10 protein-coding genes and 1 pseudogene are annotated in these 14,679 nt (G+C 61.8%); 6 read left to right on the top strand and 5 right to left on the bottom strand.

The annotated features are described in order from the left end of the window. The first annotated feature begins 97 nt into the window (after positions 1-97). Positions 98-466, top strand: a complete 369-nt coding sequence (locus tag AC1ECK_RS06045) for a GFA family protein (protein ID WP_480316910.1) — start codon at positions 98-100, stop codon at positions 464-466. Beyond that, on the top strand, positions 463-1,101 hold the full coding sequence (locus tag AC1ECK_RS06040) for a glutathione binding-like protein (RefSeq protein WP_480316908.1): 639 nt from the start codon (positions 463-465) through the stop codon (positions 1,099-1,101). Before AC1ECK_RS06045 ends, AC1ECK_RS06040 begins: the two co-directional genes overlap by 4 nt. Here AC1ECK_RS06040 and AC1ECK_RS06035 read toward each other — a convergent pair. The 4 genes from AC1ECK_RS06035 to AC1ECK_RS06020 all read right to left on the bottom strand — a co-directional run bounded on the left by AC1ECK_RS06035 (position 1,098) and on the right by AC1ECK_RS06020 (position 6,362). Further along, on the bottom strand, positions 1,098-2,555 hold the full coding sequence (locus tag AC1ECK_RS06035) for a metallophosphoesterase family protein (protein WP_480316906.1): 1,458 nt from the start codon (positions 2,553-2,555) through the stop codon (positions 1,098-1,100). The genes AC1ECK_RS06040 and AC1ECK_RS06035 overlap by 4 nt on opposite strands. 142 nt (positions 2,556-2,697) lie before the next feature. After that, complete coding sequence (locus tag AC1ECK_RS06030; RefSeq protein WP_480316904.1) at positions 2,698-2,955, bottom strand: DUF2866 domain-containing protein; 258 nt, start codon at positions 2,953-2,955, stop codon at positions 2,698-2,700. 176 nt (positions 2,956-3,131) lie between these two features. Then, positions 3,132-4,562, bottom strand: coding sequence for a cytochrome-c peroxidase (locus AC1ECK_RS06025; RefSeq protein WP_480316902.1), 1,431 nt, complete (start codon positions 4,560-4,562; stop codon positions 3,132-3,134). 132 nt (positions 4,563-4,694) lie between these two features. Beyond that, on the bottom strand, positions 4,695-6,362 hold the full coding sequence (locus AC1ECK_RS06020; RefSeq protein ID WP_480316900.1) for a phospholipase C: 1,668 nt from the start codon (positions 6,360-6,362) through the stop codon (positions 4,695-4,697). Positions 6,363-6,994: 632 nt separating this feature from the next. On the opposite strand from AC1ECK_RS06020, the gene AC1ECK_RS06015 reads away from it, so the two are divergent. From AC1ECK_RS06015 to AC1ECK_RS06000, 4 genes and pseudogenes are all read left to right on the top strand, one after another. Beyond that, positions 6,995-8,086: a GGDEF domain-containing protein gene (locus AC1ECK_RS06015; protein ID WP_480316898.1), complete on the top strand. Its 1,092-nt coding sequence runs from the start codon at positions 6,995-6,997 to the stop codon at positions 8,084-8,086. A gap of 411 nt (positions 8,087-8,497) precedes the next feature. After that, positions 8,498-10,243 (top strand): methyl-accepting chemotaxis protein, encoded by a 1,746-nt coding sequence (locus tag AC1ECK_RS06010; RefSeq protein ID WP_480316896.1) that lies wholly within the window; start codon positions 8,498-8,500, stop codon positions 10,241-10,243. Between the two features lie 318 nt (positions 10,244-10,561). After that, positions 10,562-12,355: a thiamine pyrophosphate-binding protein gene (locus tag AC1ECK_RS06005; RefSeq protein WP_480317341.1), complete on the top strand. Its 1,794-nt coding sequence runs from the start codon at positions 10,562-10,564 to the stop codon at positions 12,353-12,355. Between the two features lie 266 nt (positions 12,356-12,621). Continuing rightward, positions 12,622-14,266 (top strand): annotated as a pseudogene (locus AC1ECK_RS06000) (ankyrin repeat domain-containing protein). On the opposite strand, the gene AC1ECK_RS05995 reads toward AC1ECK_RS06000, so the two are convergent. Continuing rightward, positions 14,263-14,580: a hypothetical protein gene (locus AC1ECK_RS05995; protein ID WP_480316894.1), complete on the bottom strand. Its 318-nt coding sequence runs from the start codon at positions 14,578-14,580 to the stop codon at positions 14,263-14,265. The pseudogene AC1ECK_RS06000 and the gene AC1ECK_RS05995 overlap by 4 nt on opposite strands. Positions 14,581-14,679 lie beyond the last annotated feature (99 nt).

Genomic DNA, 14,679 nt, shown 5'->3' with positions numbered 1-14,679 from the left:
CTTCCCTACTGACAACACGCTGGCAGGAGCCCCTGCCTAGAATGGGCCTCAACATCAGGTAGAAGCTTTTCCCATCAGCGGTTGCGGAGATTGGGCCATGAAGAAGACTTACCACGGCAGTTGCCATTGCGGCAAAGTACGATTCGAGGCGGAGGTCGACCTGAACACCGGCCGTCGCCGCTGTCATTGCTGGATCTGCGCCAGGCAGCGCGTCTCGGAGACGCTCGTCAAACCGGAGGATTTTCGCTTGCTGGCCGGCGCATCGGAGCTTGGCGATTATCAGTTCGGCACGGGCGGCGGACACCATCTGTTCTGCCGGACCTGCGGGGCCGCCACCTTTGCGCGTGGCGTCGTGGATGCGACGGGCGTGGAATATGTGTCGATTGCCGCCGCCTGCCTCGACAACGCCAATCCTGCGTTGATGCCGCGGCTTGTCGTGAGCGCGCCGCTGGAGGCCGCGCGATGATGACGCTCTACTTCGCCCCGCTGGCGTGTTCGCTTGGCACCCGGATTGCCTTGTACGAGGCCGGCGCGCATGTCGAGTACGTGCAGGTCGACACCCGGTTGAAGCAGTTGCGCGACGGCTCCGATTTTTATCCGATTAGCCCGCTTGGGCAGGTGCCGGTATTGCGCACGGAAGAGGGCTGGCTGCTGAGCGAGAACACGGCGATTCTGCCCTACGTGGCCGACCGGTTTCCCGCTGCGCAGCTAGCGCCGCCCGCCGGCACCTTGCAGCGCGCCAGATTGCAGCAGTGGCTGGGCTTTATCGGCACGGAGCTGCATAAGGCGGTGTTCATTCCGCTGCTCGATCGTCACGCACCGGAGGAGGTCAAGCGTTATGCACGCGACAAGGCCGCGTTGCGCTTCGGCATACTACAGAAGCACTTCGCCGCGAGCGACTATTTGCTCGATCGTTTCAGCGTAGCGGATGCCTATCTGGCCGCCGTGCTCAACTGGGCGTCCTTTACCGGGGTGGATCTGGCGGAATGGCCGGCTGTTGCCGCTTACTACAAGCGGCTGCTGCAACGTGCGAGCGTTGCCGAGGCACTGGCGGAGGAACTGGCGATCTACCGGGACGAAGTTGCACAGCGAGCGCGCTAGGCCTTCTGCTTCTTCATCATCGCCCTGAGCTCCGCCGCAGCCTTGGGCCGTCCGAGGTCCGTCGCGCTGAAGTGGCCGATCATGCGGCTGTGCAGATCGATCGTCACATAGTCGTTCGGTGCTTTGGCATTCACGCCGTCGCTCGCGGAGTGATACTCGATGCGCAACTGCGCTTCGCTCACGATGATGCGCAGGTAGCCGAAATTGACGTCGTCGTAGTTTTCCAGCACGACCTCGTCGGTGCTTTTGCCGGCCTTCTGTATGACCTGCGGTACGCGCAGCGCGGGTTCCCCGTGTTTGGCGAGTTTCGCCAGACCGTGGCCGCCGTTACCGCAGACCACATACGGAATCTGGGTGCTGTCGGCGCTACGGGTGCGGGTGAAGCGCTGATAGTTATGCGCGTGCCCGGACAGGAACGCATGCGGCCAGACGCCGGTCTTTTCGCAGATGCTGTCGATCTGCGCAAGCAGCTCGACGCTCCAGCCGTGCCGGGACACGGTGTACGGCGGGTGATGGTCGGCGATCAGCAGCGCACCCTGATAATTTTCTGTCTTGACGCGCTTTAGCGCCGCCTCGAGGAAAGCGAGCTGGGATTCGCCGATGTGCTGACTATCGGCGATGACCCCGGGGTCTTCGAGCGTATTGCTGTAGAGCACCAGCACACGGACAAACGGCGCTTCGAAGGTGAAGAACACGCCGGGCTGAATCTGTGCGGTGCGCGAGAGGCCGCCGGCATCGGGCGTGACCACAAAGCCTTCGGCGCAAAAGTTACGCAGATAGGCCGCGAGGCTCGTTGCATGGGCTTCGGGCGAGACCATGCCGTCGTGATTTCCCGCGCACGCGAGAATCGGCGCCGGGTAGTCGCGGTAGGGCTCGTAGAACTGATCGTAGTAGTACTTGCCTTCGCCGAAGTCGTAGACCACGTCGCCCAGCATCAGCATGAACTGGGGCACTTCCTTGGCGTCCGCTTCGACAAAGTCCGCTGTCATCTTGTCGGCCACCTCGTTTTGCGTAGCCGGTCCTTTGGTGTTGCCGCAATCGCCGGTTGAGTGAAACACCATCTGGCCGCGCTTCTCGATCTGCCTGATGGCTCCCTTGTTGCCGCCCAGCACGTCGGTGAGCGTGAGCTGGGGCTCCGTGCCGCCGCGCGGGGGCGGAAACGGCAACGGAAACAGCTTGTGCTCCGCGTTGAGTTTGTCGATTTCCTTGTAGACGTCGCTGTCGGACGGGTGACGAACGCGAAAGACGGTCGGATCGGCAGTGGGCTCGGGTTGCGAGAAGACGGGCTGCTGGAGGACGCGGGGCGCAGGTGCCGGGGGCGTGGCCGGCGCAGTGGCCAGCGCATTGGCTAGGTTATCGGCGGAACCGGGATTCGGCGCAGGACTGGCTGATGTGGTGGAGGATTTGCGGCGGGACTTGCTTGCGGTCGGTTTCGATTTTGCCTTGTCAGCCACGCGAGCGCTCCTGGGATGGGATGAATGGCAGATCAGATATGCGCGACCATCTCCGGCGAAACGTCGAGCGCAGCTCAAATCCCTTTCGTCAGTATATGAAACACCCTCAATATTGCAGAAGCGCGACGCAGCGACGATTGCGCTAACTCTCGCCGTGCTGGCAGAAGCGACGCCCCGGAACATGCGAGACGACTGCCTGAGCGATTTCGAGCGGCGTGCTTTCGGCGGGTACGACGCGGCGGCATGAATCGGGCGTGTGCTTCATCGTCCATTCGACCAGCCGGTATGAGCGTCCCCAAGGATGCTGCAGCGGGTCCGAGACCGTGCAGGATTGAATCTGGCGCACCCAGTCGTGGTCGGGCATGGCCCGCAGATATTCGAATACCGTGTCTTCAACCATGGTGTGGTTCCCTCGCAGGAATGCGCGGCATCGTGCGATGCGCCGGCGGCAACCCTCAGGTAAAAAAACGCCGCCGATACTCTGGCGGCTCAACAGGGGATGTTGAGCGTCATGGTTGCAGGGAAGAATTAAGCCAGACTTAAAACCACGCCGGAAAGGCGTGGTCCGTACAGAACTTAACGATTGACGTCGTAGCCGTCGTTAAGCGTTTGCAGAAACGCGATGATGTCGCGCATTTCCTGCTCGGTCATGGCCGGCTTGTCGCCGAACTTGCGATCGAACGGAGCGTCGGTAAAGTCGACGTTGGCCCGATATTGCGGCGGAATGTCGTTGAAAATCTGGATATTGCCGTCGGGGCCGCGCGGATAGATCTTCGCCGGGTCGGTGTTGCGCACGTTATAGAACGTCATGACCTGATCGAGCGTGTGATACACGCCGTTGTGGAAGAACACCTGGCGGGTGGCCGAGTTGCGCAGCGTCGGCGTGAGGAACATGCTGCAATATTGCTTCTGATCGGTCAGATCCGTGCGGAAGGGCCCGCAAATGCCGATGTCGAAGAAATGCGGATACTTGTTCTGCTGCAGAGCCGGGTTACGCGGTACCGCCAGCGCTTCGTACTGGAAGTCCGTGAAGAGCGGCGCATAACCGTCGCGGCTCGGCTTCGACAAGTGACAGCCGGCGCAATTGGCCTTATCCGGATCGTTGAACAGGCGCAGGCCGTGCAGCTCGGTCTGCGTGAGGCGTGCCTTGCCTTCCAGCCAGTAGTCGTACTTACTGGTGTACGGATGGAACGAATTGTCTTCGAACTGGTAGCGGCCGATCGCGAACATCGCTTCCGCAACCGCGAGGCGCGAGTCCTTGAAGATGTTCGGGCCGAACAACTGGGTGAAGGCGTCGCGGTACGGCGCCTTTTGAAGTTTTTGCGCCACTTCCTCGATGCTCGTGTTGGCCATTTCGACGGGGTTCATCATCGGGCCCGACGCCTGTTGCTGCAGCGTGTCGGCGCGTCCGTCCCAGAACAGGCCGCCTTGCGGCACCATTTGCGGTGCGGCGGGCGCGGCGCCTGCGGTCTTTTGCGCTTTCTGCACGCCGGCGTTTTGCGTGGCAAGCTGCGCGACGCTGACCGGGTCGTCGCTTTCCCCGCTGTCGGGGCCGATGCTGAAGTTCGGCTGACGGTTGAGGTACATCAGCGAGGGCGGCGGGCGATAGCCCTGCAGCGTCAGATTCGGTCCGCCCAATTGTGCGGAGAGATTGTTGGGCGGTCCGTACGCATGGTCGGGGCTATGGCACGAGGCGCATGACTGGCGCCCGGACGCGGACAGCGCGGGATCGAAAAAAAGCTGCTTGCCAAGCAGCGCCACCGCGCTGAGCGGCGCCGCAGGCGAGCGCTGCAGGACGATCGGATGCGGATTTGCACCGCTCAGGTTCTCGACGATCTCACCCACCGCGTCGGGGGTCTTCTCGGGAAAAGCGAAGGCGAAGGCGCTAAAGCCGATCGCCGCAACAACGATGCCAATCAGTCCCCACACGAGCAGGCGGGCGCCGCGACGGGCGGGTTTTTCGCTAAGGGAAGGGGTCTTCAGAGGCGAGGTGGAAAGCTCGGTCATATTTCGATTCAATACGCTGAGTCGACCAAAAAACGAAAACCGTGTTGCCGCCCGCAAGAGCCGCAACACGGCACCACAACCAACCGCTCCGGGCCGAAAAACTCGCCGGGAGCGGGACCTGCCTAGTCCGCTTTAAAGAGCCGGCGGAGTCGCAACCGCGGTGCCCAGACTCTCATCCAGGTACAGCGTCGGGTTATTGCCGCTGCCGCTGAAGTTGAACATGTTCATGATGCTGCCCGTGGTCGAGTCGAACGAACCGCCGCCCAGACGCGTGCCGCCGAGCCAGTTGTCTTCGATGAAGCGAACCACCGAAGTCTGGTCAACCAGCGTGTGATCGACGTAATTGACCTTGGCCCACGGCGAAATCACCACCATCGGAATGCGCGTGCCCGGACCGCAACGGCCGTTGACCGCTGCGCCGCTCACACCGGCCGGCGCCGTGCCCGTACCGCAGACGCCGGAGCCGTTCAACTGGTCAGCCTGGCTGTCGAACGATGCGTGCGTCGGCGTCGTATAGGCATGGTCGTACCAGCCGTCCGAATCGTCGTACGTCACGATCACGGCGGTGCTCGACCAGTCCTTCTGCTGCTGCAGGAAGTTGACGACCTTCGTCACGAACGCCTGCTCGTCGAGCGGGTCCGAATAACCCGCGTGACCGTCTTGCGCTGCCGGTGCCTTCAGGAAGCTCACCGACGGGTAGTTGCCGGCCTGGACTGCGGCGAAGAAATCGTCCGTGTCGTACTGGTGGTTAGCCGGTTCTGCCGTCTTGCCGTCCGTTTCCACGCTCGAGCCGATCGCTGCGGTCGAGCTCGGACGCGTGTGGTTCGGGTTGGCCGTCGATGTGTAGTACTGGAACCAGTTGTGGTGCGGAACGTAGTCAGCCGTGGCTGCGCCAACTGCCGTGGCAATCGTGCTGCGCTTGCAGCCGGTGGTGCCGTTCGAGTTGGTTTCGGTCAGGTTGAAGCCGCCCATGAAGCCGCCCCACGTGATGTTTTGCGCGTTCAGCAGGTCGCCGATGTTCTTGCTCGTCAGCATGCCCGTGTCGGTCGTGCTCGAGCACAGGTCGTTGGCCGGATCCACGTCGCCGATCAGCGTCAGGCCGCCTTGACCGTCGTTGATGTAGTACGACGAAGCTGCCAGCGTCGACGGCTTCTTGGTGGTCTTGACGATCTGGAAGCCGTTGGTTTCGCCCGACACGACGTCCAATGCGCCCGGCGTCGAAGGACCGTAGTCCGTCGTGTAGGCGTTGTCGCTCATCGCGAAGTTCTGTGCGTAGTTCCACAGAGCCGTCACGGTGTTGCCGTCGAAGTAGCCCATCACCTGGCCGGTCGTGCCGAATGCGCCGGCGCCGCCGCTCGTGCCGTTACCCGTGTACTTTGGGAACAGGTCGGCGAGGCCGTTGTCGTAGGCCTGCTGCTCGGCCGTGTACGCGTGGTTCTGGTCGGCCGTTGCCGCTTGCGTACGGTCGAGACGGAACGGGTTAGCTGCGCCCGTGCCGTTCGCCGTGTTCGTGAAGTTCGGGTTTGCGGTCAGCAGCGTGCCCGTGAGACCGTTGACCGTCGGTGTGCCCGAGGCTGCCTTGAAGGCCGGTTCGCCACTCGGGTTGGTTGCGTTCGGGTAGGTGCCGAAGTAATGGTCGAACGAGATGTTTTCACCGTAGATCACGACCAGGTGCTTGATCGGGGTAGCGGTTGCCAGCGCGTCCTGAGACGTAGTCGAAACTTTGTTGCCTCCGCCGCAGGCAAACAAAGCGAGCGCCAATCCGGCGCTGGATACTGCAATCAAGGCTCGACGCAACATTTAACGTAACTCCCAAAGATGGTGGTTTTTCGTTGTTCGGGTCTTTGGCACCGGCTTTGCGTCAAGCGCGGATGTGGCCACGCGCACACTGCGCGAAAGGGGTGCAGACCTTTAGGGGACGTGGTGTGAAGCGTCCGAATTGAACCATTTGGGTATGAATGTATGGAGACGCTCAGCTTTCGTTTGCATTATTTGAGAAAATAGAACTGAAAGAAGGCGGCTGAAGCCTGCTGCTGACGGCTGTTGGCGGTTTATGCCTGTTGCATTGCATCAAACGGATTGGTATTCGCCAATCGCTCTGACTGTCTGCACAACAAAAGACCGACGTGCTTTTTGGGTGTCGCACGCGATTGCGGGCCCATGTTCAAGTCAATTTGATTTCACAACGATGCGAATTGATTGAAATGATTTCTCTTGAGGTCCTGTTAATGGCACTGTGCTTTGCCAAAACGGAATAGTTTTAAAGCGGCTTTAAATGACCTCCTGAAAACGCCGGAGCGGGCCTTTTCGCCGGCGGCCGGCAAGGCACGCACCAGCACGGCGCAACCCTCAAGACCGCGTAAAAATCGCCGTTATTAAAGCGGTTGGGACTGCCGATCCCGCCTCGCCCTCAGGGCTGTCTCCTTGCTAACGTGACCAATCTCGCTCAAACGCCACTTTCCGACCGCCTGCGCGCGCTTGTCGACACCGTGCAGCACAACGAGCGCACGCTGCGTCGCTTCCAGGATGTGGAGTTGCGCCTGATCGGTGCCCAGGATTTCGCTTCTTTTCTCGATACGCTGTTTAGCCGCCTGCCACAGGAGTTCGCTCTGGCAAGCGTGAGCGTGTGGCTCGACGACCGCACGCCGATACTGCGTGATCTGCTCGAGCCGGACGTGCTGCGCTCGCTCGACCTGCACAACCTGGGAACCGGCCGCGAAGGCGGCCTGGCTGCCTCGCGGCTATGTCCGGCGGGTCGGCCCTGGCTTGGTCGGGTGAGTGAGATGGATGAGGTGTCGCGCCTGACGTTCTTCGGCGAGCGCGCGGCGGCCAGCGCGATTGTGTTGCCGCTGGCGGCGGGTGGCAAGGTATCCGGTTATCTGTGTCTTGGCAGCCAGGACCCGGCGCGCTTCGGCGAGGGGATGGCGACCGATATTCTCGAACGCTTCGCCAGTATCGTGACGGCGAGCCTCGACAACGTCGCGCACCGCGAGCGGCTCAAGCAGCTTGGCATGACCGATTCGCTGACCGGTCTCGCCAATCGCCGCTATTTCGACGAGCGGCTGCGCGAGGAAATCCAGCGCGCGGCGCGTTACTCGCTGCCGGTGGCGTGCCTGTTTATCGACGTCGATAGTTTCAAGCGCATCAACGACACCTATGGTCATGTGACCGGCGACCGCGCGCTCGCGGCGGTCGCCGCGTGCGTGCGGCAGCAGGTGCGGCTCGGCGATACGCTCGCGCGTTATGGCGGCGAAGAGTTCGCGGCGCTGCTGCAGGGCGACCGCTCCGATGCGCTGATTGCCGCGGAGCGTGTGCGCCATGCGGTCGAACAGCTCAATCTGCAGGATGACAGCGGCGAGCGGATTGCGTTGACGGTTTCGATTGGCGTGGCGGCCCGCACGATCGTGGGCGGTGGGCTCGACGCGGCGGAACTGGGGCAGTCGCTGATAGAAGCAGCGGATCGCGCCATGTATCTGGCGAAAAATAACGGACGCAACCGGGTGGAAATGCTGGGCGATACGTGACGAGATCGCGCAAATCGTAGGCAATTCGTAATAGTGGCGCCATCCGAATCTCCTTAGGGCGGGAGCTTGCCGATCCCGACACCCATCTGGCGGCCAATCTGCTCGTACAACGTGCATCTGCGCCCCTTTATGGGGCGCTTAGTCTTTTTTCCTTACAAATAAATAAAACGAAAGGAAAAGGTTAAAAGAAATCTGCGTCGCAGGCGCTCTTTGGTATGAAGAAAGCGTTCGTGTTGCCGTAAACCCTATTCATGAGGCATCTGTTGCATCTCCGGACGGCCCGGTGAGGATGCGCGGCTAGAACGCCCAGCGCAGAGTGAAGGCGACTGTCATGGCCGACTATCCGGCGACGCGTGAGCGTTGTTGGATCTATTTCTATGTTCCGTTTTTTTCAGGTCGACGAAGCTAGCCATGAATCTCGGCAATATGAAACTCGGCGCCAAACTGATCAGCGCCTTTATCCTGGTCTCGGCCATCTGTGCCATCGTCAGCGTGATCGGTGTCCGCAATATGGCGGAAATCAGCGCAAACGCAGACATGACCTATCGACAGGATCTCGTTGGGCTGAACCTGATCCAGCAGGCGAACGCCGACGTACTGAGGGCCGGCACCTATCTGCGCAACGCCATTCTGGCGTCCACTGCCGAGCAGCGGACCGGCTCGCTGGACCAGGCTGAAAAAGCCCTGGCTTCGGCGCGCGAGCACCTCAATCAGGCTGAGCCCCTCGTCTACACCGAGAAAGGGAAGGCTACTTTTGCCGATCTCGATCAGAGCTGGCACGACTTCACTCAGGCCTTCGATGAAATGAAAGGCAGGATTAGCGCCGCCGGGCTACAGGATAAAGACAGCCTGACTGCTTATCTGTTGGGCGAATACCACCAGAAGGGTTTCAAGACCCTGGTGCTGATGGGCACGCTGGTTGATGTGAAACAGGGCGATGCACAAAAGACGGCCGGAGCTAACGACAAGGTCTATAACGACGGCCGCAACCTGATGCTGGTTCTAGTGGTCTTGTCGGTGTTGATCGGTGTGGGAATCGGCATCTGGATGGCGCGCAGTCTGACACGCCAGTTGGGGAGCGAGCCGGCGACAGCCGCCGACCTGGCCAAAAGCGTGGCAGCGGGCGATCTCAGCATCGACATCGAGCTCCGGCCCGGCGACACCAACAGTCTCATGGCATCGCTGAAGGCGATGCGCGATGCCCTGTTGCGGGTCGTGGCGGAAGTCCGCGAGAACGCCGAAGGCGTGGCGACTGCGAGTGGGCAGATCGCGCAAGGGAATCTGGACCTCTCGAGCCGTACGGAAGAGCAGGCAGCTTCGCTTCAGCAAACCGCTTCCAGCATAGAAGAGCTGACCGCCGCGGTTCGTCACAACACCGACAACGCGAAGCAGGCGGCAACGCTCGCCGGTACGGCCTCCGGTATCGCGCAGCAAGGCGGCGAGGTCGTCGGGCAGGTGGTGGAGACGATGCGCGAGATCTCCGCAAGTTCGACCAAGATGTCCGAGATCATCACGGTGATCGAGGGCATTGCCTTCCAGACCAACATCCTTGCGCTCAACGCCGCAGTCGAGGCGGCGCGCGCCGGCGAACAGGGGCGGGGTTTTGCTGTCGTGGCCGGTGAAGTCCGCGCGCTCGCGCAGCGCAGTGCCAGCGCCGCCAAGGAAATCAAGGATTTGATCGCCGACTCGGTCGGCCGGGTGGAGGCGGGCTCGACGCTCGTCGAGCGCGCGGGCGGCACGATCAATGAGATCGTCGCCTCGGTGAAGCGTGTCACCGACATCGTGGGCGAAATCTCGTCGGCGTCGCAAGAACAGAGCACCGGCATCGAGCAGGTCAATCAGGCGGTCAACCAGATGGACCAGGTCACCCAGCAGAATGCCGCGCTGGTGGAAGAAGCGTCGGCCGCGGCCCAGTCGATGGCGCAGCAGGCCCAGGGCCTGCGTGCAGCGGTCGCCTTCTTCAAGGTCGACGACAGGCGAGTCCTTGCGTCACGAGTGGACACCCCCCGGAAGGAACCGCGTCGGGCGACGCCGAGAATTCAGGCGTCTTCTGCCGTGGCGTTGAAAAAGCCCACGGCGACACCGGTCCTGACAGGGGGCGGGAGTACCGCGGTCGCAACCAGCGCCGGTGAGAATCCCGACTGGCAGACATTCTGAACGGGTCCGGGGATTCAAGCTCAACGGAGACACTGTTGTCGAACGGAGCAAGGTTCGCGATTCACGCGTGCCGCATGACCGATCACACCTCGCAGCGCTAGCCTCAGCCATTGGGGCCGCGCATGCGAGCGACGCTGTAGCCGAGGAAGAGTACTCACGGATGGAGACACGAGCCCGCTTCGGGCGGGCTCGATGCAGCAGCACGAGACGCGACTGCCGTCCACATGCAGCGCGTTCAAGGCCGTCTCGCTGTCTCCACATGCCGGTTGTCGCCGGCTGCGTCACGTTGCTCTTTCGCGAGCCATACGCGACGACCGGATGAGGGGCAGTGAGATCCGATTAACGGTTTCTGCTCGGATCGCACTCAAAAACATGGAATCACACGCTCCCTCGAATGTATCTAAAACGGTCGTGAAGTCGTTGCAAGTCGCGAAAATCGACCACGTCTTCCTGGTCCCGGGGAAGATGATCTACCCGCTGCTGGACGCAATCGACAAGTCGTCGATACGCGGAATCGTCTGTGTTCATGAGACCAGCAGTGCTTTCATGGCTGACGGTTATGCGCGGGCCAGCCGGAAATTTGGCGTATGCGTGGGGATTTCCGGACCCGGCACCATGAATTTCGTGCCCGGTATGGCGGCCGCACACGCAGACCGGATTCCCGTGCTCTATATTGCCGGAGGGGTTTCGTCGCGCGCGGAGGGCAAAGGCGCGTTCCAGGATGCGACGCTGAGCGGCATTTTCGAAAGCGGCGTGGTCAGAAGCCTGGTGGAAAATGTCGTCGAGCTAAAGAACAAGGACAATCTTCAAGCCGAAATGCGTCGTGCGACAGACGGGCTGAACTGGATGCGCCGGGCACAGTCATTCATCAGTATTCCTGTTGATGTGCAACGGCAGGAGGTTTCGAACGGTCAGGACGTGTCACGGAAACCGTACGACCATGACGAGTTCAATGCATGCGAGGTTCCAGCGGACCGTGCGGCGCTGGATGCCTTGTGCAACCAGTATCTGCTTAAATCGAAGCGGGTCGCTTTCCTGATCGGCAGTCGCGGCAATGACGCGGAAACCGCCAAGATTCTGCTCGAGGTAGCCGAAAAATTTTGCATTCCTGTTGCGACCACATTATCCGGAAAGGGCGCGTTTCCTGAGGATCATGCCCTTTCGCTCGGCGTGTATGGATTCTCGGGCCACTCGCGGGCTGTTCGCGTGATCAACTCGGATGAACTCGACGCCCTCGTCGTGTTCGGCAGCGACTTGAATCAGCGCGACAGCATGAACTGGACTGAGAAGCTCGCTGCCCAGAAGGAGTTGATCCTCTTCGACGACAGCTTCGACGCACCCGCGATGGGGCATGTGGCGCGCCGCAGAATCTTCTCCGGGATCGGCGCCGCCTTCCGTCTGCTGTCCCAGATGGACACGGAACGGAGCGCCGACTTTCGCACGGTGCTGGCAAAAAGAAAGGCATGGGTCGCCGAGGTCAACCAGACCCCGCTGTACGACTACCAGTTCGAGGACAGCGGTGCTCGGGATTCAGGCGATGATCTCTCGCTTTATCCGGGAGACGTCATCAAGCGCTTGTGCCAACTCCTGCCGAAGGACACCAACGTTGTCGTGGATTCCGGTGCTCACCGGATATTCATGGCCCATTACTGGCTTTCGTCGGGCATCGGCAACTATTTTTCATCCAGCTCTCTTGCGCCGATGGGTTGGGCCGTCGCCGCCGGGATCGGTGTCAAGCTTGCTGCGCCGGAGCGCCCGTGCGTCGTGGTGACGGGAGACGGATGCATGCTGATGCACGGAATGGAGATCCAGACCGCAGCCCGATACGGGGTGAAGATAATCTACGTCGTGCTGAACAATGCCGCGCACGGCGCCGTCCATATCGATGCGATCAAAAACGGTTCCATTCCGGAACAGTTCAGTAAGCTCCCGAGTCATGACTGGAGAGCTTTTGCCGCTTCGCTCGGTGTCGCGGCGCGCCTGGTCGAGCACCTCGATGATCTGGAGGATGCGCTGAGCGAGGCGTCGCGATTTGACGGTCCATTCCTGATCGAAGTGTTGACTGGCGTCTTTCCGGCACCGAACCGGTACTACGCCGAAAGCGCGGCTTGACCGTGAAAATGTGCGCGCGGTTCTGCTGCGATAGGGCGGACGGGCCGCCGCCCACGCAGCAGAACGGCAACGCCAGGCCGGCATCCGTCGCCAGCCTGGGTTGACGGAGTCGCGCGCCGTCGCATAGCATCCGGATTAGCGGTGCAGGCCGCTTCCGGGTCCGCGGAAAGGGTTGAACCCACCTGTAGCATGGCGTCAGGTATCTCACCATCCTTTGTGCTGGCGGTATTGCGGACCTTCGGCCCCCATACGCACGAGGATCTGCAATGAACAAGCTGCCTCCCAAGGCCAATCTCGACCATTTGAAGAAGCAGGCGAAGGAGTTGTTGCGTCTCTACCGCAACGGCAACGCCACAGCAATCGCGCGCTTCGTCCAACATCTTCCCGCCGCCGCGCACCGTACCGATAGTGAAGTGATCGCGCTTCAGCTTCGCCTGCACGATGCGCAGTCTTGCATCGCGCGCGAGTATGGCTTTCCTTCCTGGGTGGATCTGAACCGCTATGTCGAAGCGAGCGCGTTCGCGCATCACGATCAGGCGACGCTGATACGCCGCTGGCTTGTCCTCGCCTATGGCGGCGACGTCACCGGCACCTACGACGCGCCACGGCCGCGCGTCGCAGTTCAACTGCTGGAGGAACATCCCGGCCTTCTCGCAAACGACGCTTACGTCGCCTGTGCAGCGGGGCATCTCGAAGTGGTGTCCCGGACCATCACGGCCGATCCGAATTGGCTCAACCGCGCGGGGGGAGCGCTGAACCTCCCGCCGCTTGTCGCGGTGACACACTCGCGGCTGGGACAACTGCCCGAGTTCATTGCACGGCTACGCGAGTGCGCGCTGCATTTTCTTCAGGCCGGCGCCGATCCCAACCAGCGTATTGGCAACCGGTTTCCGCCGGCCTCGCTGGCAGCCCCCGACGAAACGGGGCCACTGTCCGCCCTTTATGGCGCGGCTGGAGTGGTCCGCGATCCGGCGCTCACGGAGATGCTCCTGAAGGCCGGCGCCGACCCGAATGACGGTGAATCGCTTTATCACTCGCTGGAAAATCCGGGCTGCACGCGCCTGCTGCTCCAGCACGGCGCCCGTGTTGCCGGCACGAATGCGTTACGGCGAGCGCTTGACATGCCGGACCCGGCCGCGCTCGAACTGCTGCTGGCGCATGGCGGCGACGCTAACGAACCGGCCGGAGAAGGACCCCACGAAAGCCTGGGGGGCTCCGCTGCTGCGTGCGATCGCTGTGCGCAGATCGCCTCGCCATATTGCCTTGCTGCTTGCGGCCGGCGCCGATCCCATGGCGAGCACGCCTGCCGGCACCAGTGCTTGTCGGTTGGCGATGCAGGTCGGTTTACCGGAGGTCGTGGAGCTCTTGCGCGCTTACGGGGCGCAGGAGAATCCAAGCGCGGAAGATGACTTCGTGGCGGCCTGTGCCCGCGCTGATTCGAGCGAGGCCCGTCGCATTCAGGCACGGCACCCGGAACTGCCGGGTTCGTTGCCGGAGGAGCGGCTTAGGCTGCTGCCCGATACCGCAGCATGGAGATCCAGCGCTGCGGTCGAGGTCATGGTCGAACTCGGCTGGCCTATCGCTGCGCGTGGCGGCGACTGGGATGCGAGCGCGCTAAACCACGCTGTGTTGCGTGGCGACGCGAAGCTGACGGCTCTTCTGCTTTCTCATGGCGCTAGCTGGCGTGAGACGCAGGGCTACGGAGACGATGTGCTTGGCACGCTGTCATGGGCCTCTGTCAACGAGCCAACAGGGTCTGAGAACCCAGACTGGATAGGTTGTGCCCGCGCGCTGATGGCCCACGGACTTCCCAAGGTGGAGCGGGACCCATCGAACCCGGAACGGGTGCTCATCGAAGGTCGGCCCAAACGGTTTTCCGAGGGCGTGACGGAGGTTTTGCTGGGAGACTAGCGATAGTTCACAAGATCGATGATGTCATTGAGAAACCACGGCAGAATCAATTGCGTATCGGGATAGCTGACGCCGACGCTGAGCCTCGGCGGCCTGGACGTGGCGTCAGCGGACGTCATACTGCCGCTAGTGTGCGCAGTGTAGGTATCCGTGGCGGCCGGACCTGGCCGGGGGACCTGATTGTTCGCAGGCGACCATGTCGAGGCGCAGCCGGAGATGAGCACGACGAGCGCCGCTGCGAAGCAAAACGGCTTCATGATGATGAACTCCAGCAATGTTGCTTTGACATTATGGCCGATCACAAATTCGTCCACGGTACGTAGCTGGGCTCCGCCGACGCGGGAGCCTCAGGTCGCCCCGTGGCCACCGCTCGAACCAGTCCGCCATTGAAGTATAGCGATGGTTCCGGCGGC

This window comes from Paraburkholderia sp. SSBN10T, from assembly GCF_056619545.1.
Note: the sequence above shows the minus strand (reverse complement) of the source record. Positions and strands in the feature narration are given on the sequence as shown.

Excerpts from the sequence above, each read along its gene's own strand:
- AC1ECK_RS06045 (WP_480316910.1), top strand. The coding sequence starts at position 98 with ATGAAGAAGACTTACCACGGCAGTTGCCATTGCGGCAAAGTACGATTC.
- AC1ECK_RS06040 (WP_480316908.1), top strand. The coding sequence starts at position 463 with ATGATGACGCTCTACTTCGCCCCGCTGGCGTGTTCGCTTGGCACCCGG.
- AC1ECK_RS06030 (WP_480316904.1), bottom strand. The coding sequence starts at position 2,955 with ATGGTTGAAGACACGGTATTCGAATATCTGCGGGCCATGCCCGACCAC.
- AC1ECK_RS06025 (WP_480316902.1), bottom strand. The coding sequence starts at position 4,562 with ATGACCGAGCTTTCCACCTCGCCTCTGAAGACCCCTTCCCTTAGCGAA.
- AC1ECK_RS06020 (WP_480316900.1), bottom strand. The coding sequence starts at position 6,362 with ATGTTGCGTCGAGCCTTGATTGCAGTATCCAGCGCCGGATTGGCGCTC.
- AC1ECK_RS06010 (WP_480316896.1), top strand. The coding sequence starts at position 8,498 with ATGAATCTCGGCAATATGAAACTCGGCGCCAAACTGATCAGCGCCTTT.
- AC1ECK_RS06005 (WP_480317341.1), top strand. The coding sequence starts at position 10,562 with ATGAGGGGCAGTGAGATCCGATTAACGGTTTCTGCTCGGATCGCACTC.